Below are 24928 nucleotides of genomic sequence, written 5' to 3'. Positions count from 1 at the left end.
AGAAGAACCCCCAACCCCAAAGGGCCGAGGCATTACTCATGGCACTGGCTTATCTAGCACCCTGTTGAGTTCTCAAAGAACAACCACACACCGAACCGCGTTCCTATCGGGACCCGTTTCGGGGCAACCGCTCAAACTTACCCGGTCGGCTTCGCCAGCGCAAGACCTGAGTCTTGGAAGATCCGAAGACCCTCGTGGCACCGCCCGAATGGTTCCCGCGCTGACGCTCACCCCAGAAGGTGTGAATGTCGTCGGGTGGCCTTGCAGACCGGCCGATGATCGCTTAACGATCCATCCGCCCGGCTCCTGCCGGCTGTTGTATTCTACCCGGTCGGTCTCGCTGGCGCAACTCCGGTTTCCCGGTCTGGCCTGCATCGCCCGGTGCTGTCGGTAAGCATAGCGCCTTCCTTCAGCTGCCTCCAAGTTACCGCCGGCTCGGTCACTTTCGTGCCGTTCCGTCCGGGTTCCCCTCGGGCAGAGAGAAAGTTACGCGACGCCCCACCCGAAACGCAAATCGACGGGAGTGCCCATCCCGCCATCAGGTGCGACACCGTGCCAGAGTGGCAGTCATGGCCCATCCCCCGGTGCTCGCCGCCGACGCGCTGTTCAATCTGTTGGCGCCGCTGACACAGGTGATCATCGGCGTTCTGGTGCTGGCCGCGGTCGTCGTGTCGGTGCACCGCCTGGTCCAGCGTGGACCGACCCGGATGGGCGGGGCGATGCTGCTCATCGGCGGTGCGCTGGTCTGCGTCGCGGTCTTGAGTTACCTGGTGCAAACCTTCTGAAGAGCCGGGACGAGGGCTGCCGTGAGCCGGCGCCTGCGGCGCCGTGGACTCCGTGCCCGGGAAGATGGGCCGTCGTCGACTGTTGACGAGGATCCCGGGAGGCGGAGCCGGAACAACGAAGTGACGGTCTGGTGGTCCTCCGCCGGCAGCGGACCAAGTCGACCACTGCCATCGGCGGAGCAGCTCCGCCCTTCGCCCGCAGATAGAAGCGGAACCAGTCGCCCGGATCATGCGACGATCCGCAGCGACATACCCAATATGGGCACCAGCCCCGACAGGTCTCGCGCAGGGAGTGACGGTCCAACTTCCCCGTAGCGAGAGGGCTGACAGCCCCACCTACGGAGTGCCGACGAGGTCTAACGCTCCTCCCGGGAAGTGAAGCACCTCAGCCTCACAGGAAGTGGCGGTCCGGCAGCCTCACACCAAGCGGCGGCCCGCCCGCCTCGCAGGGAGCGGCGGCCTAGCAGCCCTCTGAGACGTGGCGCCCCGCCAGACCCGCGGAACGCGGCGGCCAGGTAGCCCGCGCAACATGCCAACCCGCTAACCGGCGACCTGCTGCTTGGACCACCGCTGCTGGCCAGACCCGGCGGAACATGCCAGCCCGACAAATCTACGGGACGTAACGCCGCCAAATTCGTCGCGCAACCAGACAGCCAAATCCCTCGCACAGCGTGATAGCCCAAGCTCCGCGCAAGGTGTCGGCCAAACCCTCGCGCGTCGGGACAGCTCAAGGCTCCGCGCAACGCGACAGCCAAACCCTCGCACATCGGGACAGCCAGAGCTCCGCGCAACGCCATAGCCAAACCCTCGCGCATCGGGACAGCCAGAGCTCCGCACAAGGTGTCGGCCCCGCAGCCCGCACAACGAGACAGCCCTAAGTCCCGCAAACCGTCACGGCCAGGCAGTCCACAGGACGTGGCGGCAAGGCAGCCCGGCAACCCCCCATCCCGCAGCCCGGCAACCCGGCAACCCGGCGACTCGGCGACTCGGCGACTCGGCGACTCGGCGACTCGGCAGAACGTGCCAGCCCGACAACTTCGCGGAATCTGACAGCCCTGAACCTCGCCGCAGCGTGCCAGCCAGTTCTCCACGCAGCGTGACGACCTCACGGCCCGCACAACGTGACAGCCCGCAGCCTTGCCGACGTGACGGGACGAGTCCCGCACAACGTAAGGGAGACGAACAGCCCCAGACGAAGATAGGAGGCGGAGTCCCCCAGACGTCCGCGAGGAGGAGCCGACATCGGCCGGATCAATTCTGAAGCGCCGACTTCCAACCCGCGCAACACCAGCTGCGCGGAAGCACCCGGACCACCACTCGGGATTCACGGCAACAACCTGGCCACCTCTGCAAGCCGACATCCAGTCGCCGTACAGAGACCCGATACGGCACAGCGCAAGGGCTCAGACTTCCCGCAGACAGCCAATCCGAACAGGCAATATGCTCGCGGGTCAGCACGGTGGAAGCACTGGACGCAGCTGCGCCGCTGCCGAACTCCCACCCCACACGAGACTCACCCACGTGACACCGAATCCCGAGTGCCGAGACTCATCGTCGCCGCAGGCGACGGGTCACAGCCGGCGGTTGGCCAGGCTCGGTAGCTCGGTCCGGATCTCGTCCAGGCGCTCCAGGTCGAGGTCCGCCGTCACGATGCCCACCGTGTCCGGCGCCTGGGCCAGCACAGTCCCCAGGGGTCGATGATCATGCTGCGGCCGAAGCACGTGCGGCCTGGGTCGTGGTCGCCGATCTGGCCTGCCGCCACCACGTAGCACTGGTTCTCGATCGCCCGGGCGCGCAGCAGCACCTCCCAGTGGTCCCGTCCCGTGTGCATCATGAACGCGGCCGGCACGATGATCATCTTGGCTTCGCCCTGCACCGCCAGCCGCCTGTACAGCTCCGGGAACCGCAGGTCGTAGCAGATCGACAGGCCTGTGCGGACGCCGTCGATGTCGGTCACCACGGTTTCCTCGCCCGGCGCCACCGAGCGGGACTCCTGGTAGGACACCCGGCCGGGGATCTCCACGTCGTACAGGTGAATCTTGCGGTAGGTCGCGGCGAGCTCGCCCGTCCGGTCGAAGATCAGCGAGGTGTTGTAGGTGCGGTCCGGGTCCGGGCCGGCCTCGTGGAACGAGCCCGCGTGCACCCAGATCCCCAGCTCGCGGGCTGCGCCGGCGAAGAACGCCGCGAATTCGCCGTCGATCGGCTCGGGCTTGGGCAGGCCGGCGGACCGGCCGAGATAGTCGACGTATTCGGGCAGGACCGCCAGGTCCGCGCCGGCCGCGGCCGCGCGGCCCAGCAGCTCGCGGGCCGCGGCCAGGTTGGCCGCCCGGTCGTCGCGGGCATTGAGCTGGCAGACGGCGACACGCATGACTGCAAGGGTACGGCGCAGAGCCCCGTCCCGCGTGCCACGAACGTCAGCGGCCGGGCGGCACCAGCAGCACCTCGGCGCCCACGGGCGCATACCCGGCGGCGAGGAAAGCCCGCAGACTCGACGCGTTGCCGGGCGCGATCTGAGCCCAGACCGGCCGGCCCTCGGGCACGACGTGGCGCGCCGCTGCCGCCAAGGCTCTGCCCACTCCCCCGTTGCGGGCGCCGGGCTCGACCTCGACCGCAGCCTCCCACCGCCCGCCCAGTCCCCGGCCGAGCACCAGCACCCCCGGCCCGCACGTCCAGACCCGTACGTCAGTGCGGTAACGGCGGGCGCGCACCACCCGGGGGTGGTTGCTGTCCTCGATCAGGGAGAGCTCGACTGAGGGCGGTCCGGCAGCGGGCCGGGACAGCAGGACCGCGTCGATGTTGCCGGCCGCGAGCCGCAGACGTTCCTCGAGCGCGCCGAGGAACGTCGCGGAGAGCGGCATGGACAGGTCGTCGCCGGTGCCGAGGTACGAGTCGAGCCAGAACCGGTCGATGTCGGCCGCCACGACGACGTGACCCGGAAACGACGCCACCGCCGCCCGCTGGGGCGACGGTGGCGGTACCAGCTCGAGCCAGGGATCGGCCGGGAGTCGTTCGTGATGCTCGATCCCGGCCAGGATCTCCGGCAGTCCGCGCTGAGCGGTCAGGCCGACTTCTCCTCGCGCTCCCGGCGGGCGCGCCGGCCCACGAACTCGCGGGGGACGATCGTCGGGATGACGTTCTCCACCACGACCTCGCGGGTGATGAGCACCCGGGCCGCGTCGGGGTTGCTCGGGACCTCGTACATGACCGTCTGGAGGACTTCCTCCATGATCGCGCGAAGGCCGCGAGCGCCGGTGCCCCGCAGCATCGCCTGGTCGGCGATGGCCTCGAGAGCGCCGGTGTCGAACTCCAGCTCCACGCCGTCCAGCTCGAAGAGACGCTGGTACTGCTTCACGTACGCGTTGCGGGGCTCGGTGAGGATCTTGATCAGGGCCTCACGGTCGAGGTTGCGGACCGTGGTGATGACCGGGAGGCGGCCGATGAACTCGGGGATCAGCCCGAACTTCAGCATGTCCTCCGGCATCACCTTGCTGAAGATGTCGTCGGTGTTGCGCTCGGAGACCGACCGCAGGTGCGCACCGAAGCCGACGCCGCCCTGACCGACCCGCGACTCGATGATCCGGTCCAGGCCGGCGAACGCGCCACCCACGATGAACAGCACGTTGGTGGTGTCGATCTGGATGAACTCCTGGTGCGGGTGCTTACGGCCGCCCTGCGGCGGGACGTTCGCGACCGTACCCTCGAGAATCTTCAGCAGGGCCTGCTGCACACCCTCGCCGGAGACGTCCCGGGTGATCGACGGGTTCTCGCTCTTACGGGCGATCTTGTCGACCTCGTCGATGTAGATGATGCCCTGCTCGGCGCGCTTGACGTCGTAGTCCGCGGCCTGGATGAGCTTGAGCAGGATGTTTTCCACATCCTCACCCACGTAGCCCGCCTCGGTCAGCGCCGTGGCGTCCGCGATGGCGAACGGCACGTTGAGCATCCGGGCCAGCGTCTGCGCCAGGTGGGTCTTACCGCAGCCGGTGGGGCCGATGAGCATGATGTTGGACTTGGCCACCTCGACGTCGCTGCCACCCCCGGGCGCGCCGGCCGACTCGGCCTGAATCCTCTTGTAGTGGTTGTAGACAGCTACCGAGAGGGCCCTCTTGGCCTGCTCCTGCCCCACCACGTAGGTGTCGAGGAACTGGCAGATCTCCATCGGCTTGGGAAGCTCTTCCCACTTCACCTCGCCGGTTTCGGCCAGCTCTTCCTCAATGATCTCGTTGCAGAGGTCGATGCACTCGTCGCAGATGTAGACACCAGGGCCCGCGATGAGCTTCTTGACCTGCTTCTGGGACTTCCCACAGAAGGAGCACTTCAGTAGGTCGCCACCGTCGCCGATCCGTGCCACCTACGTTCTCCCTGCGCTCATCGGCCGGCTGCTGCCGGCCCCTGGCCTGAGGATGAATTTCCTCGTTGCCGAACCACGTCCTACAGAGTTCATCGTCTGCCGGCCCGCGTTACTGAGGTTGCTGGCTTGACGTTACCCGCTGTGGGGCCGTTCTCCGACCCCCCAAAACGGGCGTGTCAGGGGTCAGTCAGTCTAGCGTGAGCCGACCGACCCCCGACACCGCGTGCTCCCGGCACGGATCGCGCCGTGCCTCACCTGCCCAGGGGCAGGCTCAGCTGCCGGCCCCGACGCCCTGCAGGCTCTTCTTGCGGGTGGCCAGGACGGTGTCGACCAGGCCGTACTCCTTGGCCTCGGCCGCCGTCATGATCTTGTCGCGGTCGACGTCCTTGCGAACCTGCTCGGGGGTGCGGCCGGAGTGGCGGGAGATCATCTCCTCCATCTGGCTGCGCATCCGCAGGATCTCGCGGGCCTGGATCTCGATGTCCGAGCCCTGGCCGTAGCCGCCCTCGGTGGCCGGCTGGTGGATGATGATCCGCGAGTGCGGGAGCGCCATCCGCTTGCCGGGGGTGCCGCCGGCCAGCAGCACCGCGGCCGCGCTGGCCGCCTGGCCCAGGCAGACCGTGCTGATGTCCGGGCGGACGTACTGCATGGTGTCGTAGATCGCCGTCATGGCGGTGAACGAGCCACCGGGCGAGTTGATGTACATCAGGATGTCGCGGTCCGGGTCGGCGCTCTCCAGCGTCAGCAGCTGGGCCATCACGTCGTTGGCCGACGCGTCGTCCACCTGCACGCCGAGGAAGATGATCCGGTCCTCGAACATCTTGTTGTACGGGTTCGACTCCTTCACGCCGTACGACGTGCGCTCGACGAACGAGGGCAGGACGTAGCGGTTGTGCACCGGAGCGAACCCGGGAGACATCGTCAGGTCAGTCATTCTCAGCTCCTCAGTTCAGCGTTCCGGCGCCCTCGGGAACCTGAGTGGCCCCGGTGATCACCTTGTCGATGAAGCCGTAGTTCTTCGCCTCCTCGGCCGTGAACCAGCGGTCCCGGTCGGAGTCGGCCTCGATCTGCGCCTGGTCCTGGCCGGTGTGGAAAGACACCCGCTCCTGGAACATGCGCTTGGTGTAGAGCATCTGCTCGGCCTGGATGGCGATGTCGGCGGCGGTGCCGCCCATGCCGCCCGACGGCTGGTGCATCATGATCCGCGCGTGCGGGAGCGCGTAGCGCTTGCCCTTTGTGCCGGCGCAGAGCAGCAACTGACCCATCGACGCGGCCATGCCCATGGCCACGGTGGAGACGTCGTTGTCGATGAACTGCATCGTGTCGTAGATCGCCATGCCGGAGTACACCGAACCACCCGGCGAGTTGATCCAGAGATTGATGTCGCGGTCCGGGTCCTCCGCGGAGAGCAGGAGCAACTGCGCGCAGATGCGATTGGCAACCTGGTCGGTCACTTCGCTGCCGAGGAAGATGATCCGCTCCCGCAGCAGGCGGTTGTAGACCGAGTCGTCGAGGTTGCCACTGATGGAGTCACCACCACGCAGGGTGGGGCTCGCAGGGATGTGCAGATCGGTCATGGCAGCCCTTCACAGCTGACTGTGTCGGCCGAGCTATCCGGCCGGCAGGTTGTCCGTCGTACGACCAACCTAACCGGTCGCATGCGCATCAGCTTCCCGCTCGGGCAGGTGTTCGCTGACAGCGCATCAGCTCCCGCCGTACCCGGAAAAAGAGCGGCCGCCGCGCGCCGGAAGCGACGCGCGGCGGCCGATCCATGGCACCAGCTCAGTGGTTGTGCCCGGCGTGCTCGTCCTCGGAGGCCTCGCGGAGGTCGTCGAGGGAGAGCGTGTTGCCGGCGGTGTCGTTCATCGTGACCCGCTCCATGACGCTGGCCAGGGCCTTGCCGCGGCGCACGTCGCCGAAGACGGCCGCGGCCGCCCCCGACTGGACGAGCTGGTCGTAGTACTGCTGCGGCTGCATCTGGGCGCGCTGGGCACGGTGCACGATCTCGTGCCCGAACTCGTCGTCGGAGACCTGGATGTCCTCGGCGTCCGCGATGGTGTCGAGCAGCAGCTGGATCCGGACGCCCTCGGTGGCCGCCTCGGTCAGCTCGGTGTCGATCTGCTCCTCGGTCTTCTCCTCGGAGGTCAGGTAGTCCTCCAGGGTGGCGCCGATGCGCTCGAGCTGGTCGGTCATGGCCTGCTTGCGACCCTCGACCTCGTCCTTGACGATGCCCTCGGGCGCGGGGATCTCGGCGGCCTCGACGAGCTGCTTGAGCGCCTCGTCACGGGCGGCGTAGATCTGCTCGACCTTCTTGACCTTGCCGAGCCGCTCCCGCAGGTCGTTCTTCAGCTCGTCCAGGGTGTCGAACTCGCTGGCCAGCTGGGCGAACTCGTCGTCGATCTCGGGCAGCTGCTTGTCCTTGACCGAGTTGACCTTGACCGACACCTCGGCGTCACGGCCGGCGAAGTCGCCGCCGACGAGCTGGGTGGTGAAGGTCGCGTCGGCGCCGGCGACCAGGCCGACCAGGACCTCGTCGAGGCCCGGGAGGAGTTGCTTGCTGCCGACCTCGTGCGAGATGTTCGTCGCGGAGCCGCCGGGCACCTCCTCGCCGTCGACCGTCGCGCGCAGGTCGAGCTGGACGTAGTCGCCCTCCTCGGCCGGGCGGTCCACGGTCTTGAGGGTGGCGAAACGCTCCCGCAGGCCGTTGATCTGCTCGTCGATCTCGGTGTCACCGATCTCCACGGCCGGAACCGTGACCGAGATGCCGGACAGGTCGGGAATCGAGATCTCCGGCCGGACGTCGACCTCGGCGGTGAACTTCAGCGGCTCGTTGTCAGCGAACTCGGTGATCTCCACCTCGGGCCGGCCCAGCGTCTTGACGTCGTGCTCGCGCACCGCGGCCAGGATCTGCTGCGGGATGGCCTCCTGGACGGCCTCGTTGAGGACCGTGCCCCGGCCGACGCGCTGGTCGATGACCGCGGCGGGGATCTTGCCCCGGCGGAAGCCGGGGATCTGGACCTGAGAACCGATTTCGCGGTACGCCTTCAGCAGGCTGGGCTTCAGCTCGTCGAACGGCACCTCGATGGCGAGCCGCACCCGAGTCGGACTCAGAGTCTCGACGGTGCTCTTCACAGGCGTACTCCTTGATGGATCTCTTCGATGTTGGTGAAGTCGGGGTGGCGGGATTTGAACCCACGGCCCCTCGCTCCCAAAGCGAGTGCGCTACCAAGCTGCGCCACACCCCGTGGCGACGGCAAGTGTATGCGGTCCGCCGCGTGTCGTGTGCCGCGGCGTCACCCGGGTGCGCCACGCGGGGGATATCGGGTTCGCATGCCGCGACGGCATTCAGTAGTGTGGGGCACGCGCGGCACCATGGTGCGGCGCATGCGGGCGTAGCTCAATGGTAGAGCCTCAGTCTTCCAAACTGATTACGCGAGTTCGATTCTCGTCGCCCGCTCCATCGGCAAAGGCCCAGGTCAGAGGCGGTTTCCTCGACCTGGGCCTTGGTCATTCCCGGCCTTCGACGGTCGTGCCGGCCGGCGGATTCCGCTCGGCATCCCTGGCGGAGGCTGCGATCATCCGGCGATGGAGATCCGGTCCGTCGACGGCGAGCTGTACGAGATCATCTCGATGTACAGCCTCCCCGACGACGCCTGGCACTACGAGGTGACCGGACTGACCGGCCCGCCCGCCACCCGGCCCCACCTGGCCATCGACATCCCCGACGCGACTCCCGACGGGGCCTTCACGCCCGAGCCGGCTGAGCACGTCGTCGTCCATGCCGGCGGCGGCGTCCTGCCCTGGCTCGTCCTGGAGAAGCTGATCGACCAGCTCGACGCCAGCGATGACCTGGTCGACGAGGAGCGCGACCTGTCGGCCGAGGCCACAGCCCTCCCGTTGACCCTCCACACCTGGTCATACGGGAGCAGACGGTTCGTGGTCAACCAGTTCCACTACGGCGACGTCGACTCGTGGTGTTACGAGTTGTACGAGGTTGACCAGGACAGCACCGAGAACAACTTCCTCGACGTCCGCATCCCCGACGCCTCGCCGGAGGACGGACCGTTCGTCCCGATGCCGGCCGACCACGTGACGATGACCATGCACGGCCGCTGGGCGCTTCCCTGGCCGGTCTTCCGGCGCTTCCTCGATGCGATCCGGGCCGCCGGAGACATCGTGGCGCCGGACCGGAGCTGATGATCGCCGAGCGCTGGTAGCGACCGGGACGCTGCGGCGGCTCGGTGCCGCCTCGCTGGCGACCGGAAATCCGGTGAACTGGGTCTGACGGGCCTTTGGACCCGGCGTGACCCGACGTGTGGCCCTCACGCCGGTGCTGTTGCCCGCGGTGTGCTGGGGTCATGTTCACCACCGTCGAAATGCTGGCCGACCAGCCGTTCCTGGCCGGGCTCACCGAGCATCAGCTCAGCCTGCTCGCCCCGCTGACCAGCCGGTCGATGTTCCACGCCGGGAACCGGATCTTCGGCCAGGGCACGCCCGCCGAGCAGTTCTGGCTCATCACCGACGGCCGGGTGTATCTCGACGCCGAGGTGCCCGGTTACGACAACTTCGTGCTGGAGACGCTCAAGCCCGGAGCCGTGCTCGGGTGGTCGTGGTTGTTCCCGCCGTACCGGTGGCATTTCGGTGCTGTCGCGACCAGCACCGCGCACACGCTGACCTTCAACGGACCCCTGGTCCGGGCCCTCTGCCAGCGGGACCCGGCGCTGGGCCTCGAGCTCACCGGCCGCTTCCTGCTGGTCATGGGTGAGCGTCTCCAGTCGGCCCGGAGCCGGCTGCAGGACTGCCGGCGGGCGGCCGGTCACCGGAACGACGTGTGACGGCGAGCAAATTCAGGATCATCGCGTACGCGGCCGCGCCGACCAGCAGGGCGATGGTGGCGGACCGGCCCCAGTCCCCCACCGGTACGGGCGGGACCTCCCACACGTCGGACGACAGCCCGGCCAGCGCGATCGCCGCGCCCGCCGCCACGAACGGGACCGACCACAGCAGCCACGGCCAGGCGTCGAACTCGTCGTCCTGGGCCAGCCCGGTCAGGGTGGCCACGCACCAGACGAGCAGGGACAGGACCAGGAGCGGCCATCGGCGTTTCCGGATGCGCCGGCTGCGGTCGATCAGGATGCCGAGTCCGACGCCGGCCACGGCGTACAGGGGGAAGGCCGCCAGCTCGCCGAGCAGGACCCGCATCAGGATCGGATCGTCGACCGCCGGGAAGGCGGCGGTCCGGATGCTCTCCAGCGCCGCCGCCAGCGGGAAGGCGGCGGCGACCGTCACGCCGGCCAGCACGAGACCGAGCGCGACCGCGATCGCCAGCGCGACCGCGTGCCGGTGCCGGCGGCTCAGCGCGATCCCGGCGATCAGGGCCAGCAGCTGACCGCAGAGCACGCCGGAGGTGTACCGGAAGATGCGCCGGGTCTGCACCCACTCCAGCTGCTGACCGTCTCCCTGCGGGTCGAAGTTGACCCAGAACTCGTAGAAGCCGGAGTTGAACGACATCGCCGCCCAGGCCAGGACGGCGGCCACCGGCACGCACCAGACCGCGGGGTGGCTCACCACGCGACGCAGCGTGGTGGCATCGATCGCTGTCGGCATTCCTGGAGACTGACAAGAGCAGTCAAGCCGAGGAGCGGGCGTTGGGATACACCCTGGAAGCGGTCATCGGAGATCCCGGCGTGCTGCGTCCGATGGTCGACCGATGGCCGGTCGCCGTCGTGGTGCCGCTGCATGCCGGGCTCTCGCTGATCCCCATGACCGACGACTTGTTCGACGCGGCCGGCGGCGGGCCCCCGAGCGAGACGCTCGGTTTCTGGAAGTTGCCGGCCGGCTTCGAGCACGGGCTGGCCGCCCGATCGGCGGCCGGACCGGTCGCCTATGTCGAAGCCGAGTTCTTCGGCGGTGTGGGAACCCAGCGTGCGGCTCTGTGGAGGGGTGGCCGGCTCGCGTTGGGCCCGCTGTCCGTCGGCGAGGACGAGCACTTCGCACCGGCCGGTAGCCCGATCTCGCAGGTCCTGGCCCGTCTCGGGGTCAGCCCCGGTGAGCACCACGACGAGTTCGACGCGGCCGGGCTGGGGCGGCACCGGGACACCGGGGACTGGATCGGCTGACGGTGCCGGCCCGGCGCGCGGGCCGGCATCGTCCGGTGGCTACAGCTAGCGGCCGCTCAGCGCCGTACCTGTCTCCAGGACCGACTTGAGGTCGCTGAGCACCCAGGCCCAGCCGCCGCCACCCGCCTCGTCGAGCGGGGAACCCGCGACCATCGTCGCGGTGGCCGGGGCACCGGCCATCTCGTGGGTGACCGTCAGGCGGCAGACGCCGGGCTGGGACTTCAGCTCCTCGATGAGGTACGTCAGCGTCGTGTACGGCTCCGCCGCGGTCGCCGGGTCCATCAGCATCCGCCAGGTCTGCACCAGCAGCCGCGGCGGGTCGCTCTCCACGACCTCGCCGTCGACGATGCGGTCCGGGATCGGGAAGCCGTTCTGCTTGCCGAACTCCCGCATCTCGTCCGTGGCATCCGAGTGGTACGCGCCGCCGGGCTTGAGGTCGAAGTGGGCCGGGGCGGCGTAGCCGTACTTCACGGTCCACTCGGGGTCGGTGATCGCGGTCCAGATCTTCTCCGGCGTGGCTTTGATCCACACGCGGTAGACCTGGGTCGGCAGGGCGGTCGTCTCGGTGGTCATGTCTCGTCCTCCAGCGCGTTCTTGAGATCGACGAGCGCCGTCACGTGACGCTCGGTGTACTTGTCGATCCAGCGGTCGTGGATCAGCCGGATCGGCACGGGATTGAGGAAGTGCAACTTCTCCCGGCCCGCGCGGCGGACCACGACCAGCCCTGCCTCCTCGAGCACCTTGAGGTGCTTGGCCACGCCGAAGCGGGTCATCTCCACCTCGGACTCGAGCTCGGTGAGCGTGCGGCCCTCGCGGGTGAAGAGCAGGTCGAGCAGGAAGCGACGGGTCGGGTCGGCGAGTGCCTTGAACACCCTGTCGTCGTCATCCGTCATGACGCCAAGTTATGTGACCATTGGGTCACATGTCAAGGTGCAGAAAACTCCGCCCGGCGTCAGGCCGGACGGAGTCGGTAATGCTCAGCGGCGGCGGACCAGCCGGCGCAGCTGGATGATCCGGACCGAGGCCACCGCCATGGCGACGAACGCGCCGCACACCCCGGCGATCAGCATGGCCAGCGCCAGCGGGATCTGACCGTCGAGCCAGAGGAAGCTCAGCCGCACGTTGCCGGTGTTCTGCGCCACGAAGATGATCAGCAGGATCAGGCCGACGGCGCCGGCCCAGACCCCGAACCAGACCGCACTGGTACGCGTCCGCGGCACCCGTGGCGACTCTCGGCGCGGGGGCGCTTCACCAGCACCTTCGAGACCCGCGAGTGTCCCGGCCAGCTCCGGCGGGAGCGGCGGCGGCGCGTCCTCGGCGGGGGTGAGCGGACGGTTCTCGGATGGGAAGACCATAACTCTCAGTCTTGCCCATCACTGCGCTCCGTCAACCCCGTTCACCGGTCTTGTCAGATTTAAGCCGAAGCTAATAGACCTATGTCGAAAAGGGACGTTACCGTCTGCGCCGGACCGCCCCTCCCCACTCCACCCCCAACGATTCGGATCACCATGCGCAGACCCGTCCTCATCGTCGGCGGCATGGCCGTCGTCACCGTCGTCGCCGGAATCGCCGTCGCGGCCAGTGCCAGCGCCGGCACCACGACGTACGAGGCCGAAGCCTCCGTGAACACCTTCGCCGGCGGTGCCCACACTGTCGACTGCCGGCGCTGCTCCGGCGGCAGCCGGGTCACCGGCATCGGCGGCCCGGGCGTCCTCACCATCACCGGAGTGGTGGCCGAGAAGGACGGACCCGCCCGCCTGGCTGTCACGTACACCGCGGAGCGCAGCCGGACCGCGCAGATCAGCGTGAACGGCGCCGTGCCCACTGCCATCGTCTTCCCCGGTACCCGCGGCACATCCCGGCCGGCCACCCTGCGGCTCACCGCGACGCTGCGCGCCGGCGACAACGACCTGGCCTTCGCCAACTCGGTCGGCGCCGCGCCGGACATCGACAAGGTGGTCATCACGACCGACGGCACCCCGCCGACCTCGGCCCCGACCGCCACGGCCTCCGCCGTGCCCGGTGCCACCGCCACTGTGACGCCCGGCGAAACTGCGCCGCCCACCCTGCCGACGTCGCCGCCGGCCTCCGGCACACCCGCGCCGAGCAGCCCGGACCCCACCGGTACGGCGCCCAGCGGCACCACGCCGCCCACTGCTTCCACGCCGCGGCCGACGGCAACCCCCACCACGCCGGCCAGCCCGTCGGCGCCCGTGACGACCACCGCGGCGCCCAAGCCGACCACCGAGCCGACCGACAACGCGGCACTGGAGGCCGAGGTCGTCCGGATCGTCAACACCGAACGGGCGAAGGCCGGCTGCGCGGCGCTGACCGCCGACGACCGGCTCACCGCGGCGGCCCGCGGGCACTCGGCGGACATGGCGGCCCGCGGCTACTTCAGCCACACCACGCCGGAGGGCGTCGAGTTCTCCACCCGCATCACCACCGCGGGCTACCGCTGGTCCGGCGCCGGCGAGAACATCGCCAAGGGTCAGCGCACCCCGGCCGACGTGATGACGAGCTGGATGAACAGCGCCGGGCACAAGGCGAACATCCTCAACTGCGGGTTCAAGAACATCGGCGTCGGCGTGGCAGCCGACGCCGGTGGCTCGCTGGTGTGGACCCAGGACTTCGCCAGCCCGCTGTAGCAGTCAGCGGCCCGGCGCCGTCCGGTCAGCCCACGTACCGGCGGGCGGACGAGCGGCGCTGGGCCGCGTCGAGCGGCGCGAGCCGGGCCTCGACGGCCGCCGGACGCGGACGCCGCTGTGTGACCAGCCACGGCAGGCCACGGGCGGCGTCCCAGGCGGCGAGGGCCGAGGTGCGGTCCCGGGGCACCGTCCGGGCCAGGAACATCGTCCGGCGCAGCGCCGCCGGCAACGGGCGCCGCAACCAGGTGAACCACAGCGTGTTGCGGATCCCGACCCGGCGGCGCAGCCGGGCGTCCCGCAGCTTCGACGCCTGATGGTGCACGACCAGATCCTCGCGGTAGCAGAGCTCCCAGCCACCGCTGAGCAGGTCCGTGGCGAGCAGCTCCTCCTCGCCGCCGAGCCACAACCGGCTGCTGAAACCGCCGTGGGCCAGGAACGCGTCCCGGCGGACCACGGACGCACCGGCCAGGAAGCTGCCGATCGCCGGGCCGGGCAGCCAGTCCGGGCCCGGCACCGGGGACTCACGCAGTTCGGCGACGATCGGATCGTCGACGCCCGCGGGCTCCACGACGATCCGGGCACAGAGCACGGCGATCTTCGGGTACGCGTCGAGCAGATCCGCGGCCCGGGACAGTGAGCCCGGCTCCCACCACGTGTCGTCGTCACAGAACGCCACGTACGGGGTGTCGAGCTCGCGTACGCCGATGTTGCGACCGACAGCGCCGAGATTCTCACTCAGAGCAACCACGCGCACCGAGGGGAAGCGTGCGCGGACCGCCGCGGCCGTGCCGTCGGTCGAACCGTTGTCGACCAGCACGACCGGTGGGCGTTCCGGCAGCTCCACCAGGCGACTCAGGGCCGCCAGGGCCTCCTCGCGCCGCTGCCACGTGATGACCACGACGCCCGTTCGTTCATCGACCATGGTCGCGCGCTTACCCGCACAGAGGTCATCAAGACGTCATCTGCGCCACATCGGGTGACCGGCCGGCTCAGCGGAACAGGTCGACGGTCCAGTTGAACGCGGTCATGACCCACTCCGTCTGGCGCAGGTGGGCGACGCCCACGCCGACCAGGAAGACGCCGGCGACGATGTGCGAGCCGCGGGCGGTGCGGCGCACCCGGCCCAGCTGCCGTTCCAGCACCAGCCGGCCGACCAGCCGGGACAGGGCGAACAGACCGGCGGCGACCAGCAGCGACACGATGAAGACGACGACCGGCGTGGTCAGGTCACCGTCGGACGAGATCGCCCAGATGCCCCAGCAGACGAACGCGAACAGCATGCCCGCGAAGCTCCACTCGCCGCCGCGGCGCAGCTGACCCAGATGCCAGCCGAGCGGACGGCGCTCCTGCGGCGCCTCGTCACCCGGCCAGCCCGTGCCGGTCGGCTCGTGCTCGGCCGCGAACTGCTGGGTGCGCGGATGCGGATTCACCGCGGCGCGGCCGCTGGAGAACGGCGAGGGCGGCGGCGCGGGCGGTGCCGGCTGGGTGGTCTGGACCGGCCGGGTCGGCTGGGCCGGCTGAGCCGGCGGCCCGGAGGCCGGACGCGACGGCACCGGAGCCGTCGGCGGGTTGGCCCAGGGATCCTGCGGTGGCATGTCGAGCGTCCGCTCGGACCACTGCGGTTGCTCAGGCATCGTTCCCCTCCCCGGTACGGCCGGTTGCCGCCCTGCTTCGAGAGTAACGAGCCAACAAATAGGTCGCCGTCGCGCGCGCCGTCCGTTACACAATCAGCATGGACGACTCCGGGATCACCATCAGGACGGGCGACGCCGACGACTGGCCGGCCGTCTCCGAACTGCTGAGCTTCGCCTTCCACGAGCAGGTCACCCCGGAGGCACGCGACGTCGAGGGATCGGTCGTCGAGCCCGAACGGACGCTGGTCGCCGAGGACGGCGGCACCATCGTCGGGCACGCGGGCGCGTACACCCGGGAATTGACCGTGCCCGGCGCGATCCTGCCGGCCGCGCACGTCACGCTGGTCGGCGTCGCGCCGACCCACAAACGCCGCGGGCTGCTCACCCGGATGATGCACCGCCAGCTGCGGGAGATCGCGGCCGCGGGCCGCGAGCCGATCGCGGTCCTCTGGGCCAGCGAGACCAAGATCTACCCGCGTTTCGGGTACGGACCGGCGGCGCAGCGCCTGCAGATGCAGATCATGATGCGGGAGCTACGGCCGCCGACAGGGCTGGCATCCGGCTCGGCGGACCGGCTGCGCCTGGTCGACCCGAAAGACGCGATCCCGGACCTGGCCAAGGTCTACGAACGGGTACGCCCGGAGCGCACCGGCTGGTCCAGCCGCGACGACCGCTGGTGGCGTTTCGTGCTGTCCGACATCGAGTCCCAGCGCGAGGGCGCGACCAGCCTGCGCGGCGTGGTGCACGAGACCCCGCACGGCCCGACGGGATACGCGCTGTGGCGCACCAAGGGCCGCTGGGAACGGCACGGCCCGAACAGCGACGTCCAGGTGCGGGAGGTGGTGGCCGACGATCCGGCCGCGTACGCCGCCCTGTGGCACTTCCTGCTCACCATCGACCTCGCCCGCTCGGTGACGGTCAGCTTCGCCGCCGTGGACGAGCCGCTGCAGTACCTGGTCGACGAGCCCCGCCGGCTCGGCACCACCCTGGCCGACGGCCTCTGGATCCGCATCACCGACCTGCCGAAGGCCCTGGCCGCCCGGACGTACGCGGCCCCGGTCGACGTCGTGCTGGACGTCACGGACCCGCTGCTGGAACAGAACACCGGGCGCTGGCGGCTCACCGCAGGCCCGGACGGTCGCGCCACCTGTACGCCGACGACCGACCCGGCCGATCTGGCGTGCACGGTGCTGGAGCTGGGCTCGGCCTACCTGGGGGCTACGTCACTGGCTGCCCTGGGGGCCGCGGGGACGGTCCGGGAGCTGACACCGGGAAGCCTGCGGAGGGCCTCCATCGCGTTCGGCTGGCATCGGATGCCCAATCCGGTCGAGGTGTTCTGAATGGGGCGGGCGGCGGTAGGTTCGGCGTCATGGGCGAAGAACCCGAACGTCGACGCCGTCGCTTGCGTCCCTCCTCGTCGGCCGCGACCCCGCCCGCCACGCCGGCCGACCCGTCCGCCGGGGCGGCGCGGGCGGCCGTGACGGGTGCGTCTGCCGGGTCGGCAGGCGTCGCCCAGTTTGGTGCCGCCCGACCGGGTGCCGCTCAGCCGGGCGCCGATGCTGGCCAGCCGGGTGCCGGCCAGCCGGGTGCTGATGCAGGCCAGCCGGGCGCCGGCCAGTCCGGTGCCGCCCAGCCAGGCGCCGCTCAGTCTGTCGCCGGTCAGTCTGCCGCCGGCCGGCCTGCATCGGCGCCCAGGCCCGTGGTCGCCCGCCCCGCAGTCGCCCAGTCTTCCGCCGCCCGGTCTGCCGCCGCTCAGTCTTCCGCCGCCGGGTCTTTCGCTGTGCAGGCCGGAGTCGCCCGGTCCGCCGCCGGCCAGCCATTGGCTGACCGGTCAGTCGCCGGCCGGCCGGTGGCTGGCCGGTCCGTCCCCGGGCAGCCGGTGGCTGAGACCTCCGCGGTGGCCGACCCGGAAGCGCCGGGGGATGTCGCCGAGGCGGGTCCTCGGCCGGGAGCCCGGCCGAGCCGGACCGGGCTGCCGCCCGGGCGTCCCCCGCGGCCGGTCGCCCGGCCGACGTCCGGTGCGGGCGCCGGCGGGGACGACCAGTCCGAGCGGGGATTGCGTGGCCTGGTCGGCTCCGGTTCGTCGCAGGTCAGCGTCGGCGCGGCGCTGCGGGCCCGGGACGCCGCCCGGCCCACGGCCGAGCAGGAGGCCCAGGCCGAGGCGGAGCTGGTCATCGTGCGGCGCAACTGGATGCCGCGCGAGGACCTGCCCCGCAACCGCTAGCCCGCCGACAGCGACGCCCGGGCCGAGCCGAGCCCGGCATCGTGCGGCGCGGCCGTCAGCTTGCCGGGAGGGGCGGGAGTTCGCGGGTGCGCTCGTACTCGGCGAGCTGGGCGATGCGGCGGGCGTGCCGCTCGTTGCCCGAGAACGGGGTGGTCAGGAACGCCTCGGCCATGGCCGTGGCCTCGTCGAGGGTGTGCTCGCGGCCGCCGATGCTCAGCACGTTCGAGTCGTTGTGCTGACGGGCGAGCTGGGCGATCTCGACCTTCCAGGCCAGCGCCGAGCGGACGCCGGCGATCTTGTTCGCCGCGATCTGCTCGCCGTTGCCGGAGCCGCCGATGACGATGCCCAGGCTGCCCTCGTCGGCGACCACCTTGGCCCCGGTGGCCAGGCAGAACGCCGGGTAGTCGTCCTCGGGGTCGTAGACGTGCGGTCCGACGTCGACGACGTCGTAGCCCTGCTTGCCGAGGTGATTGACCAGGTGCATCTTCAGCTCGTAGCCGGCGTGATCGGAACCCAGGTAGACGCGCATGACCGCAGTCTGTCAAACCCCGATCAGAACGTCAGCGCGGCCCGCAGGCTCACGGCGATCTGGTCCGCCGCGGCCCGCGCCGCGTCGAAGAGGGCCAGCTTGCGGACGAAGCCGTGGTTGACGCCCGCATACCGGACGTGGACCACCGGCACTCCCGCGCTGAGCAGGGCGTCCGCGTAGTCGGCGCCCTCGTCGCGCAGGACGTCGTACTCCGCGGTGAGCAGCAGGGTCGGCGGCATGCCGGCCAGATCGGCCACCGCCAGCGGCGCCACGTCCGGGCTGAAGCGCTGCGCCGGCTCCGGCACGAACGCCTCCCATGCCAGCCGCATCGACGCCCGGTCGAGGCCGTGCCCGCCGACCTCGTCGTACGACTCCGAGGCCGTCATCGGGTCGATCGCCGGGTAGATCAGCACCTGGTAGTCGAGCGGGGTGGCGGCGTCGCGCTGACGGCGGGCGGCGACCGTGGCGAGCTGACCGCCGGAGCTGTCCCCGCCGATCGCCAGCCGGGACGGGTCGACACCGAGACCCGCGCCTTCTTTGCGGACCCAGCCCAGCACCGTCTCGACGTCCTCCAGCGCCGCCGGGAAGACATGCTCCGGGGCCAGCCGGTAGTCCACCGACAGGACCGCGCAGCCCGAACGGTCCGCGATGCGCCGGCAGAGCCGGTCCACCGTCTCGACGCTGCCGTAGCACCAGCCGCCGCCGTGCACGTAGACGAAGACGGGCGCGTTGGTGCGGGCTGCGTACAGCCGGCAGGGCACGCCGTCAGCCTCCACGTCGACCACGACGGGCAGCGGGATGGCCGGGCCGCACTCGGCCTCGTTGGACTCCTCCATCGCCCGGCGGGCGAAGAGCAGCTGCTCGTACGGGTCAGCGGCGAGCACCTCGGCACTCGGCCGCCGCCGGATCGCCAGCGACGCTTCTACCTGCGGATGGAGGGCCATTTGTCCTTTTTCGGGTGGCGGGCGGGGCGGTCGGACGGATCAGTCGAGCTGGGCCAGGACCAGGCCGCCGCGGGCCTTCGGGGTGAACCAGGTGCTCTTGCGGGGCAGCTTCTGCCGGGCCAGGTTGACCGCCACGAAGTCCTCGACGGTGACCGGGGCGACCAGCACGGCCAGCTCGGCCCGGCCGGCGTCGACCTCACCGCGCAGCCACTCGGCCGGGTAGTCGCCGCCGATGTAGGAGACCCGCTTGTCGCCCGGGTCCAGCCCGAGCACGTCACCGAGCAGGATGCGCTCCACCAGGGCGTGGTCCAGGTTTTCCACCGGGGACGAGCCCGGTGCCGGGGGCAGGACGACCGAGTAGGAGCGGCCGGCCGCGTACAGCTCGATCGTGCCCTTGGTGGGCACCGTCGCGGGGCGCGGCAGCTCCTCGACCCGGGCCCCGGCCGCGGTCAGGCGGGCGACGAAGCCGGCGTCCGGGAGCTCGGCGATCAGCCGGTTGTAGGGCTGGATCGCGACCGAGGCCGGGGTGGTGACGACGGCCAGGAAGCGCGGCAGGCCGCCGGTCTGCGCGGCCAGGCTGCGGTGGTTGCCGTCCGCGACGACCAGCTCGCCACCGCCGGCCAGCGCGGTCAGCTCGTCCTGCAGCGGACCGGCGGGAACCACCCAGATGGCGTGCGTGCGGCCGCTCTGGTCGGTGTCGGTCGCGGCCGGTGCACCGGCCGCGTCGCTCGCCGCGGCCAGCGCGGCGTGCAGCTCCTCGCCCTTGCCGGTCTGCAGCAGCAGGACCGGGGAGAGCAGGGTCTGCAGGGCGTCGGCCAGGGCGACCCGCTCGCGCACCTTGGCGATGAAGACGTCCTCGTTGCGGATGACCAGGCCGGGCTCGTCGGCGCTGGTGGAGATCTGGTCGGTGTCGACCAGCGCCCACAGACCGTACGCCGTGGGCTCGCCGGCCGCGGTGATCCGGTAGAGGACCACGACCTGCTCAGCGGGCGTGTAATTGCCCTCGGCCTTGTCCCGCGTGAGCCGCTGGGCGGCGTCGCCGAGGCAGTCGAGGAACGACTTGCCCAGGGACTCGGGTGCCCGGTGGGGCATCTCGATGGCCAGCGCGCTGTGCGGGTTCGCGGCGATGATCCCGGTGATCTCGGCATCGTCGGCGAACTCGTCGTAGTTCTGCGCGCCGGTGCCGCCAGTGGTGATCCAGGCCCGGCTGATCGGGTGCACGACCGTCATGCCGCGAACCTACCGACCGGCTGTGACAGCCGTGCGGACACCCCGGTGTGTTCCCACGCTCACTTCGAGCGGCGGGCCTTGCCGTACGCGGGCACGGACGGCATGTTGCCGCGCATCTTGGCCTGCTTGGCCTTGCGGACCGCGGCGACGGGCGGGCCCGACTCGGCCACCGGGAACGCGGTGACCGTGACGGGCGGCGCCACCATCGCGGCGACATCCGCCGGCAGATTGGGGCAGAAGCTGTCCCACACGCCACGATGCACAGCGATCGTGGAAGTGGCAACGCTGTCGGACTCGGCCATCAGAGCCTCCGGTCGGATGTTGTTCTCACTCCATCCAACGACCGGCCGGAGGCTCAGTGGCGAAGACGGCCGAAATCTAGTCGAAGATGGGGTCCTGGTCGCGGCTGCGCTTGAGCTCGTAGAAGCCGGGCGTGCCCGCGACGAGCAGGACGCCGTCCCAGAGCTTGCCGGCCGCGTCGCCCTTCGGGGCCGGTGTGACCACCGGGCCGAAGAAGGCGACCTTCTCCCCCTCGACCGGGCCCGGCGCGTGGATGACCGGCGTGCCGACGTCCGTGCCGACCGGCTTCATGCCGGCGTTGTGGCTGGCCGTCAGCGCGTCGTCCCAGGCGTCGCTGCCGGCCGCGTCGGCCAGCGCCGGGTCGAGGCCCACCTCGGTCAGCGCCTCGGTGTAGAGCTTCTCGTCCAGCTCGTACTTCTGCAGGTGGATACGGGTCCCGAGGGCCGTGTACAGGTCGCGCAGGACCTGCGGGCCGGCCGCCTCGGCGGCGGCGATGCAGACCCGGACCGGACCCCATCCCTTGGTCATGAGGTCCTGGTACTGCTCGGGCAGGTCACGGCCCGCGTTGAGCACCGAGAGACTCATGACGTTGAACGTGATGTCGACCGGCCGGACCTTCTCCACCTCGAGCAGCCAGCGCGAGGTCATCCAGGCCCAGGGGCAGATCGGGTCGAACCACATGTCGACCGCGGAGCGTTCAGTCATACCTCTGATCCTGCCCCTTTCCGCCCGCACCCGGCGGTGACATGCGCCACCGGTCAAGCGCATAGGGTGACGTGGAAAGCTCTAGGTCGGGGCGACGAAGCCTGGACCAGCATGGAGGAGAGTGAACGTGGCCGGAGTTCGTAACCTGACCCAGGTCGAGGCCGCCGAGCGGGCCCGCCTGCTCGAGGTGACCGGGTACGACATCGCCTTGGATCTGACCGACGGCCAGGGCGGGCCCGGGACCGGCACGTTCCGGTCGATCACCGAGGTCACGTTCCGCTGCGCCGAGCCCGGCGCCGAGACGTTCATCGAGGTGGCGGCGGCGAGTGTCCGGTCCGCGGTGCTCAACGGCACCGCGGTGGACCTGTCCGGCTGGTCGGCCGAGCGGGGCCTGGCCCTGACCGGCCTGGCGGCGGACAACACCCTGGTCGTCGACGCCGACTTCGCGTACTCGGCGAGCGGGCAGGGTCTGCAGCGCAGCGAGGACCCGGTCGACCAGGAGATCTACCTGTACAGCCAGTTCGAGACGGCCGACGCCCAGCGGGTCTACGCCGCCTTCGACCAGCCCGACCTGAAGAGCATCTTCACCTGGCACGCCACGGTCCCGGGGCACTGGAAAGTCGTGTCCAACATGCCCGTGGACTCCACGGCCGAGGCCGCCGGCGGCGCCAAGACGGTGCATTTCAGCACGTCGCCGCGGATGAGCACGTACATCACCGCGCTCTGCGCCGGGCCGTACCACGAGGTGCGCGACAGTCACGACGGCATCGAGCTGGGCATCTTCTGCCGGGCCTCGATGGCGCAGTACCTGGACCCGGACGACCTGTTCCTGATCACCAAGCAGGGCTTCGACTTCTTCCACGAGCAGTTCGGCGTGCGGTACCCGCTGCCCAAGTACGACCAGCTCTGGGTGCCCGATTTCAACGCCGGCGCGATGGAGAACTTCGGCTGCGTCACGCACGCCGAAGCCCACTACATCTTTCGCTCGCAGGTCACCGACTACGAGTATGAGCAGCGCGCCAACACGATCCTGCACGAGCTGGCCCACATGTGGTTCGGCGACCTGGTCACCATGCGCTGGTGGAACGACCTGTGGCTGAACGAGTCGTTCGCCGAGTGGGCCAGCCACTGGTGCAACACCTCGGCGACCCGCTTCACCGACGCGTGGTCGACGTTCCTGTCGGTCCGCAAGGCCTGGGGCTACCGCCAGGACCAGCTCTCCTCGACCCACCCGGTCTACTGCGAGATGCCGGACCTGGAGGCCGTCGAGGTCAACTTCGACGGCATCACGTACGCCAAGGGCGCCAGCGTCATCAAGCAGCTCGTCGCGTACGTCGGGCTGGACGCGTTCCTGGCCGGGCTGCGGGCGTACTTCCAGCGGCACGCCTGGGGCAACGCCACCTTCGACGACCTGCTCACCGAGCTGGAGACGGCGTCCGGCCGCGAGCTGCGCAAGTTCGCCGCCCAGTGGCTGGAGACCGCGCAGGTCAACACGCTGCGCCCGGTGCTGACCATCGGCGGCGACGGCGCGTACTCCAAGGTCGTGGTCAAGCAGGAGGCGCCCGCCGCCTATCCCACGCTGCGCACCCACCGCATCGGCGTCGGCCTCTACGACGTGCAGGGCGACCGGCTGGTGCGCCGCGACCTGCTGGAGATCGACGTGAGCGGCGAGGAGACCGAGATCCCCGCGCTGGCCGGGGTGCCCGCCGCGGACGTGCTGCTGCTCAACGACGACGACCTGACGTACGCGAAGCTGCGCCTGGACGAGCGCTCGATGGCCACCGTCGTGCAGCACATCGACGGTTTCGAGTCGTCCCTGCCGCGGGCGCTGTGCTGGGCCGCGGCCTGGGACATGCTGCGCGACGCCGAGCTGGCCGCCCGCGACTACCTGGCCCTGGTCGGCACCGGCCTGCCCAAGGAACGCGACATCAACCTGACCACCGCGACCCTGCGGCAGGCGGCCACCACGCTGACCATGTACGCGGACCCGGCGTGGGCGCCGACCGGCTGGGCGCTGCTCGCCGACACAGCCCGGGCAGCCCTGGCGGCTGCCGAGCCCGGCAGCGGCTTCCAGCTCGCCTGGGCGCGCGCCTTCATCAACGCCGGCCGGGGCGAGGACGACGTCGCGGTGCTCCGTGGCTGGCTGTCCGGCACCGGCGTGCCGGAGGGGCTGACCATCGACACCGAGCTGCGCTGGTCGTTGCTGGAGGCGCTGGCGGCCCGGGGCGTGGCGACCGAGCAGGAGATCGCCGAGGAACTGGCCGCGGACCGGACAGCCAGCGGTGAGCGGGAGGCGGCGCTGGCCCGGGCCCTGCTGCCGACGCCCGAGAACAAGGCGCGGGTGTGGGGGCAGCTGACCGGAGACGAGAAGCTGCCGAACTGGCTCAGCCGTTCGCTGCTGCAGGGTTTCCAGACGTCCTCGCAGGTGGAGCTGACCGCGCCGTACGCGCCGAAGTTCTTCGAGGTGGTCGACGACGTGTGGGCGCGTTCCGACAGCGAGCCGGCGCAGGAGTTCGCGATGCTGGCGTACCCGGCGTACCAGGTCAGTGAGGAGACGGTCGCGCTGACCGACGCCTGGCTGGCCGCGGACGGGCACTCCCCCTCGCTGCGCCGGCTGGTCGCCGAAGGCCGTGACGGTGTGCTGCGGGCGCTGAAGGCCCGGGCGAAGGACGCCGCCGCCGGTTGATGAGTTTGCGCGGGTCGTGCGGGACTGAATCCGCACGACCCGCGAAACTTACGGCGACCGAAACCCGGCGGAAACAACTCAGCGTGAGTACGCTGGCACTCCACGGTGCTGGAGGTGGTCGGTGGCGATCGGTACGAACTCACTGCCGAGGTGGACCGCCCCGGACGGCCGCTGGACGGAACCGGACCTGCATCTGTTCCCGCAGGACGGCCACCGCTACGAGATCGTCGACGGCAGCTTGCACGTCACCCCGCCGCTGGACGGCCCGCACGAGGCCGTGGTCCGGGCCGTGCTGACCACGTTGCGCGGCGCCGCCCCGGACGGCTGGTGGATCTGCGCCCGGCTCGGCATCGAGGCCGGCGCGAGCAATCTGATCCCGGACGTGACCGTGCTGAAGCCGCAGTCCTCCGGTGCGATCTGGGCCGACCCGGCCGACGTCGCGTGCGTGATCGAGGTCGAGACCGACACCAGCCGCCGCTACGACCGGCTGCTCAAGCCCACCCTCTACGCCGACGCGGGCATCGCCGCCTACTGGCGGATCGAGCCCGACCCGGCCCCGGTGCTGCACACCTACGCCCTGGGACCCGAGGGCTACCTGCCGCGGCAGACAGTTCGGGGCGACGACCTGGTGCAGGTCGACGCCCCGTTCCCGGTCCGGGTCGCCCCGTCCGCTTGGCTCTAGAGCGAATCTGACGGATCATGGGCGGGCTCGGTCTGGGTTGGCGCGGAGCCAGATCATGATCGAGGCGATGGTCACGGTGGCGTGGTAGCGG

Annotated in this window: 24 protein-coding genes, 2 tRNA genes and 2 pseudogenes; 10 read left to right on the top strand and 18 right to left on the bottom strand. The window is 70.4% G+C overall.

Features of this window, described 5'->3' with window-relative positions; genetic code table 11:
* The first annotated feature begins 569 nt into the window (after nucleotides 1-569).
* The gene (locus ACWEOZ_RS42195) at nucleotides 570-785 is read left to right on the top strand and encodes a hypothetical protein (RefSeq protein WP_433725851.1); all 216 of its coding nucleotides are present in this window, start codon (nucleotides 570-572) and stop codon (nucleotides 783-785) included.
* A 1571-nt stretch (nucleotides 786-2356) separates the two neighbouring features.
* On the opposite strand, the pseudogene ACWEOZ_RS42190 reads toward ACWEOZ_RS42195, so the two are convergent.
* The 7 genes and pseudogenes from ACWEOZ_RS42190 to ACWEOZ_RS42160 all read right to left on the bottom strand — a co-directional run bounded on the left by ACWEOZ_RS42190 (nucleotide 2357) and on the right by ACWEOZ_RS42160 (nucleotide 8381).
* Nucleotides 2357-3153, bottom strand: a pseudogene (locus ACWEOZ_RS42190) (carbon-nitrogen hydrolase family protein).
* A 46-nt stretch (nucleotides 3154-3199) separates the two neighbouring features.
* Nucleotides 3200-3733, bottom strand: coding sequence for a GNAT family N-acetyltransferase (locus ACWEOZ_RS42185; protein WP_451916295.1), 534 nt, complete (start codon nucleotides 3731-3733; stop codon nucleotides 3200-3202).
* 110 nt (nucleotides 3734-3843) lie between these two features.
* Entirely contained in the window at nucleotides 3844-5136 is a 1293-nt protein-coding gene (gene clpX, locus ACWEOZ_RS42180; protein ID WP_451916294.1) for an ATP-dependent Clp protease ATP-binding subunit ClpX, read from the bottom strand.
* Nucleotides 5137-5407: 271 nt separating this feature from the next.
* Nucleotides 5408-6070: an ATP-dependent Clp protease proteolytic subunit gene (locus ACWEOZ_RS42175; RefSeq protein WP_212989818.1), complete on the bottom strand. Its 663-nt coding sequence runs from the start codon at nucleotides 6068-6070 to the stop codon at nucleotides 5408-5410.
* A 10-nt stretch (nucleotides 6071-6080) separates the two neighbouring features.
* Entirely contained in the window at nucleotides 6081-6713 is a 633-nt protein-coding gene (locus ACWEOZ_RS42170) for an ATP-dependent Clp protease proteolytic subunit (RefSeq protein WP_212989817.1), read from the bottom strand.
* Between the two features lie 205 nt (nucleotides 6714-6918).
* Nucleotides 6919-8268 (bottom strand): trigger factor, encoded by a 1350-nt coding sequence (gene tig, locus ACWEOZ_RS42165; RefSeq protein ID WP_451916293.1) that lies wholly within the window; start codon nucleotides 8266-8268, stop codon nucleotides 6919-6921.
* A 39-nt stretch (nucleotides 8269-8307) separates the two neighbouring features.
* A tRNA-Pro gene (locus ACWEOZ_RS42160) sits at nucleotides 8308-8381 on the bottom strand.
* A gap of 141 nt (nucleotides 8382-8522) precedes the next feature.
* Between ACWEOZ_RS42160 and ACWEOZ_RS42155 the strand changes: the two genes are divergently transcribed.
* From ACWEOZ_RS42155 to ACWEOZ_RS42145, 3 genes are all read left to right on the top strand, one after another.
* A tRNA-Gly gene (locus ACWEOZ_RS42155) sits at nucleotides 8523-8596 on the top strand.
* Nucleotides 8597-8721: 125 nt separating this feature from the next.
* Nucleotides 8722-9333: a hypothetical protein gene (locus ACWEOZ_RS42150; RefSeq protein WP_451916292.1), complete on the top strand. Its 612-nt coding sequence runs from the start codon at nucleotides 8722-8724 to the stop codon at nucleotides 9331-9333.
* Between the two features lie 161 nt (nucleotides 9334-9494).
* Nucleotides 9495-9971, top strand: a complete 477-nt coding sequence (locus tag ACWEOZ_RS42145; protein ID WP_451916291.1) for a cyclic nucleotide-binding domain-containing protein — start codon at nucleotides 9495-9497, stop codon at nucleotides 9969-9971.
* On the opposite strand, the gene ACWEOZ_RS42140 is transcribed toward ACWEOZ_RS42145, so the two are convergent.
* Entirely contained in the window at nucleotides 9892-10743 is an 852-nt protein-coding gene (locus tag ACWEOZ_RS42140) for a hypothetical protein (protein WP_451916290.1), read from the bottom strand. The genes ACWEOZ_RS42145 and ACWEOZ_RS42140 overlap by 80 nt on opposite strands.
* A gap of 41 nt (nucleotides 10744-10784) precedes the next feature.
* On the opposite strand from ACWEOZ_RS42140, the gene ACWEOZ_RS42135 reads away from it, so the two are divergent.
* Nucleotides 10785-11255: a hypothetical protein gene (locus ACWEOZ_RS42135; RefSeq protein WP_451916289.1), complete on the top strand. Its 471-nt coding sequence runs from the start codon at nucleotides 10785-10787 to the stop codon at nucleotides 11253-11255.
* A gap of 45 nt (nucleotides 11256-11300) precedes the next feature.
* Here the strand turns inward: ACWEOZ_RS42135 and ACWEOZ_RS42130 are convergent, their stop codons facing one another.
* From ACWEOZ_RS42130 to ACWEOZ_RS42120, 3 genes are all read right to left on the bottom strand, one after another.
* The gene (locus ACWEOZ_RS42130; protein WP_451916288.1) at nucleotides 11301-11828 is read right to left on the bottom strand and encodes an SRPBCC domain-containing protein; all 528 of its coding nucleotides are present in this window, start codon (nucleotides 11826-11828) and stop codon (nucleotides 11301-11303) included.
* Nucleotides 11825-12148: an ArsR/SmtB family transcription factor gene (locus ACWEOZ_RS42125; protein WP_360824985.1), complete on the bottom strand. Its 324-nt coding sequence runs from the start codon at nucleotides 12146-12148 to the stop codon at nucleotides 11825-11827. Before ACWEOZ_RS42125 ends, ACWEOZ_RS42130 begins: the two co-directional genes overlap by 4 nt.
* A gap of 84 nt (nucleotides 12149-12232) precedes the next feature.
* Nucleotides 12233-12610, bottom strand: a complete 378-nt coding sequence (locus ACWEOZ_RS42120) for a LapA family protein (protein WP_451916287.1) — start codon at nucleotides 12608-12610, stop codon at nucleotides 12233-12235.
* A 153-nt stretch (nucleotides 12611-12763) separates the two neighbouring features.
* Between ACWEOZ_RS42120 and ACWEOZ_RS42115 the strand changes: the two genes are divergently transcribed.
* Nucleotides 12764-13903: a CAP domain-containing protein gene (locus ACWEOZ_RS42115; RefSeq protein ID WP_451916286.1), complete on the top strand. Its 1140-nt coding sequence runs from the start codon at nucleotides 12764-12766 to the stop codon at nucleotides 13901-13903.
* A 25-nt stretch (nucleotides 13904-13928) separates the two neighbouring features.
* On the opposite strand, the gene ACWEOZ_RS42110 is transcribed toward ACWEOZ_RS42115, so the two are convergent.
* Both ACWEOZ_RS42110 and ACWEOZ_RS42105 read right to left on the bottom strand, forming a co-directional pair.
* On the bottom strand, nucleotides 13929-14825 hold the full coding sequence (locus ACWEOZ_RS42110; protein WP_451916285.1) for a glycosyltransferase family 2 protein: 897 nt from the start codon (nucleotides 14823-14825) through the stop codon (nucleotides 13929-13931).
* A 67-nt stretch (nucleotides 14826-14892) separates the two neighbouring features.
* Nucleotides 14893-15537: a DNA-directed RNA polymerase II gene (locus tag ACWEOZ_RS42105; RefSeq protein ID WP_451916284.1), complete on the bottom strand. Its 645-nt coding sequence runs from the start codon at nucleotides 15535-15537 to the stop codon at nucleotides 14893-14895.
* Nucleotides 15538-15635: 98 nt separating this feature from the next.
* On the opposite strand from ACWEOZ_RS42105, the gene ACWEOZ_RS42100 reads away from it, so the two are divergent.
* A complete protein-coding gene (locus ACWEOZ_RS42100; protein WP_451916283.1) occupies nucleotides 15636-16877 on the top strand; it encodes a GNAT family N-acetyltransferase in 1242 nt (413 codons plus the stop codon).
* A gap of 622 nt (nucleotides 16878-17499) precedes the next feature.
* Nucleotides 17500-17761 (top strand): annotated as a pseudogene (locus ACWEOZ_RS42095) (hypothetical protein); the annotation flags it as partial.
* A 55-nt stretch (nucleotides 17762-17816) separates the two neighbouring features.
* Here the strand turns inward: ACWEOZ_RS42095 and ACWEOZ_RS42090 are convergent.
* The 5 genes from ACWEOZ_RS42090 to ACWEOZ_RS42070 form a co-directional block, all read right to left on the bottom strand.
* Nucleotides 17817-18290: a ribose-5-phosphate isomerase gene (locus ACWEOZ_RS42090; protein ID WP_212989805.1), complete on the bottom strand. Its 474-nt coding sequence runs from the start codon at nucleotides 18288-18290 to the stop codon at nucleotides 17817-17819.
* A gap of 23 nt (nucleotides 18291-18313) precedes the next feature.
* Nucleotides 18314-19234 (bottom strand): alpha/beta hydrolase, encoded by a 921-nt coding sequence (locus ACWEOZ_RS42085; RefSeq protein WP_451916282.1) that lies wholly within the window; start codon nucleotides 19232-19234, stop codon nucleotides 18314-18316.
* Nucleotides 19235-19273: 39 nt separating this feature from the next.
* Nucleotides 19274-20464 (bottom strand): DUF1015 family protein, encoded by a 1191-nt coding sequence (locus tag ACWEOZ_RS42080; RefSeq protein ID WP_451916281.1) that lies wholly within the window; start codon nucleotides 20462-20464, stop codon nucleotides 19274-19276.
* 59 nt (nucleotides 20465-20523) lie between these two features.
* On the bottom strand, nucleotides 20524-20766 hold the full coding sequence (locus ACWEOZ_RS42075) for a hypothetical protein (protein WP_451916280.1): 243 nt from the start codon (nucleotides 20764-20766) through the stop codon (nucleotides 20524-20526).
* Between the two features lie 76 nt (nucleotides 20767-20842).
* On the bottom strand, nucleotides 20843-21469 hold the full coding sequence (locus tag ACWEOZ_RS42070; RefSeq protein WP_451916279.1) for a mycothiol-dependent nitroreductase Rv2466c family protein: 627 nt from the start codon (nucleotides 21467-21469) through the stop codon (nucleotides 20843-20845).
* Nucleotides 21470-21596: 127 nt separating this feature from the next.
* On the opposite strand from ACWEOZ_RS42070, the gene pepN reads away from it, so the two are divergent.
* Nucleotides 21597-24155 (top strand): aminopeptidase N, encoded by a 2559-nt coding sequence (gene pepN / locus ACWEOZ_RS42065; protein WP_451916278.1) that lies wholly within the window; start codon nucleotides 21597-21599, stop codon nucleotides 24153-24155.
* Between the two features lie 121 nt (nucleotides 24156-24276).
* Nucleotides 24277-24837 (top strand): Uma2 family endonuclease, encoded by a 561-nt coding sequence (locus ACWEOZ_RS42060; protein WP_451916277.1) that lies wholly within the window; start codon nucleotides 24277-24279, stop codon nucleotides 24835-24837.
* Nucleotides 24838-24928: the final 91 nt, after the last annotated feature.

This window comes from Actinoplanes sp. NPDC004185 (assembly GCF_053603475.1).
The sequence above is the reverse complement of the archived record's forward strand: the minus strand, read 5'-3'. Positions and strand labels throughout refer to the sequence as shown.

Coding starts and splice junctions, on each gene's coding strand:
- ACWEOZ_RS42195 (WP_433725851.1), top strand. CDS start 570: ATGGCCCATCCCCCGGTGCTCGCCGCCGACGCGCTGTTCAATCTGTTG.
- ACWEOZ_RS42175 (WP_212989818.1), bottom strand. CDS start 6,070: ATGACTGACCTGACGATGTCTCCCGGGTTCGCTCCGGTGCACAACCGC.
- ACWEOZ_RS42170 (WP_212989817.1), bottom strand. CDS start 6,713: ATGACCGATCTGCACATCCCTGCGAGCCCCACCCTGCGTGGTGGTGAC.
- ACWEOZ_RS42150 (WP_451916292.1), top strand. CDS start 8,722: ATGGAGATCCGGTCCGTCGACGGCGAGCTGTACGAGATCATCTCGATG.
- ACWEOZ_RS42145 (WP_451916291.1), top strand. CDS start 9,495: ATGTTCACCACCGTCGAAATGCTGGCCGACCAGCCGTTCCTGGCCGGG.
- ACWEOZ_RS42140 (WP_451916290.1), bottom strand. CDS start 10,743: ATGCCGACAGCGATCGATGCCACCACGCTGCGTCGCGTGGTGAGCCAC.
- ACWEOZ_RS42130 (WP_451916288.1), bottom strand. CDS start 11,828: ATGACCACCGAGACGACCGCCCTGCCGACCCAGGTCTACCGCGTGTGG.
- ACWEOZ_RS42125 (WP_360824985.1), bottom strand. CDS start 12,148: ATGACGGATGACGACGACAGGGTGTTCAAGGCACTCGCCGACCCGACC.
- ACWEOZ_RS42120 (WP_451916287.1), bottom strand. CDS start 12,610: ATGGTCTTCCCATCCGAGAACCGTCCGCTCACCCCCGCCGAGGACGCG.
- ACWEOZ_RS42115 (WP_451916286.1), top strand. CDS start 12,764: ATGCGCAGACCCGTCCTCATCGTCGGCGGCATGGCCGTCGTCACCGTC.
- ACWEOZ_RS42110 (WP_451916285.1), bottom strand. CDS start 14,825: ATGGTCGATGAACGAACGGGCGTCGTGGTCATCACGTGGCAGCGGCGC.
- ACWEOZ_RS42105 (WP_451916284.1), bottom strand. CDS start 15,537: ATGCCTGAGCAACCGCAGTGGTCCGAGCGGACGCTCGACATGCCACCG.
- ACWEOZ_RS42100 (WP_451916283.1), top strand. CDS start 15,636: ATGGACGACTCCGGGATCACCATCAGGACGGGCGACGCCGACGACTGG.
- ACWEOZ_RS42090 (WP_212989805.1), bottom strand. CDS start 18,290: ATGCGCGTCTACCTGGGTTCCGATCACGCCGGCTACGAGCTGAAGATG.
- ACWEOZ_RS42085 (WP_451916282.1), bottom strand. CDS start 19,234: ATGGCCCTCCATCCGCAGGTAGAAGCGTCGCTGGCGATCCGGCGGCGG.
- ACWEOZ_RS42080 (WP_451916281.1), bottom strand. CDS start 20,464: ATGACGGTCGTGCACCCGATCAGCCGGGCCTGGATCACCACTGGCGGC.
- ACWEOZ_RS42075 (WP_451916280.1), bottom strand. CDS start 20,766: ATGGCCGAGTCCGACAGCGTTGCCACTTCCACGATCGCTGTGCATCGT.
- ACWEOZ_RS42070 (WP_451916279.1), bottom strand. CDS start 21,469: ATGACTGAACGCTCCGCGGTCGACATGTGGTTCGACCCGATCTGCCCC.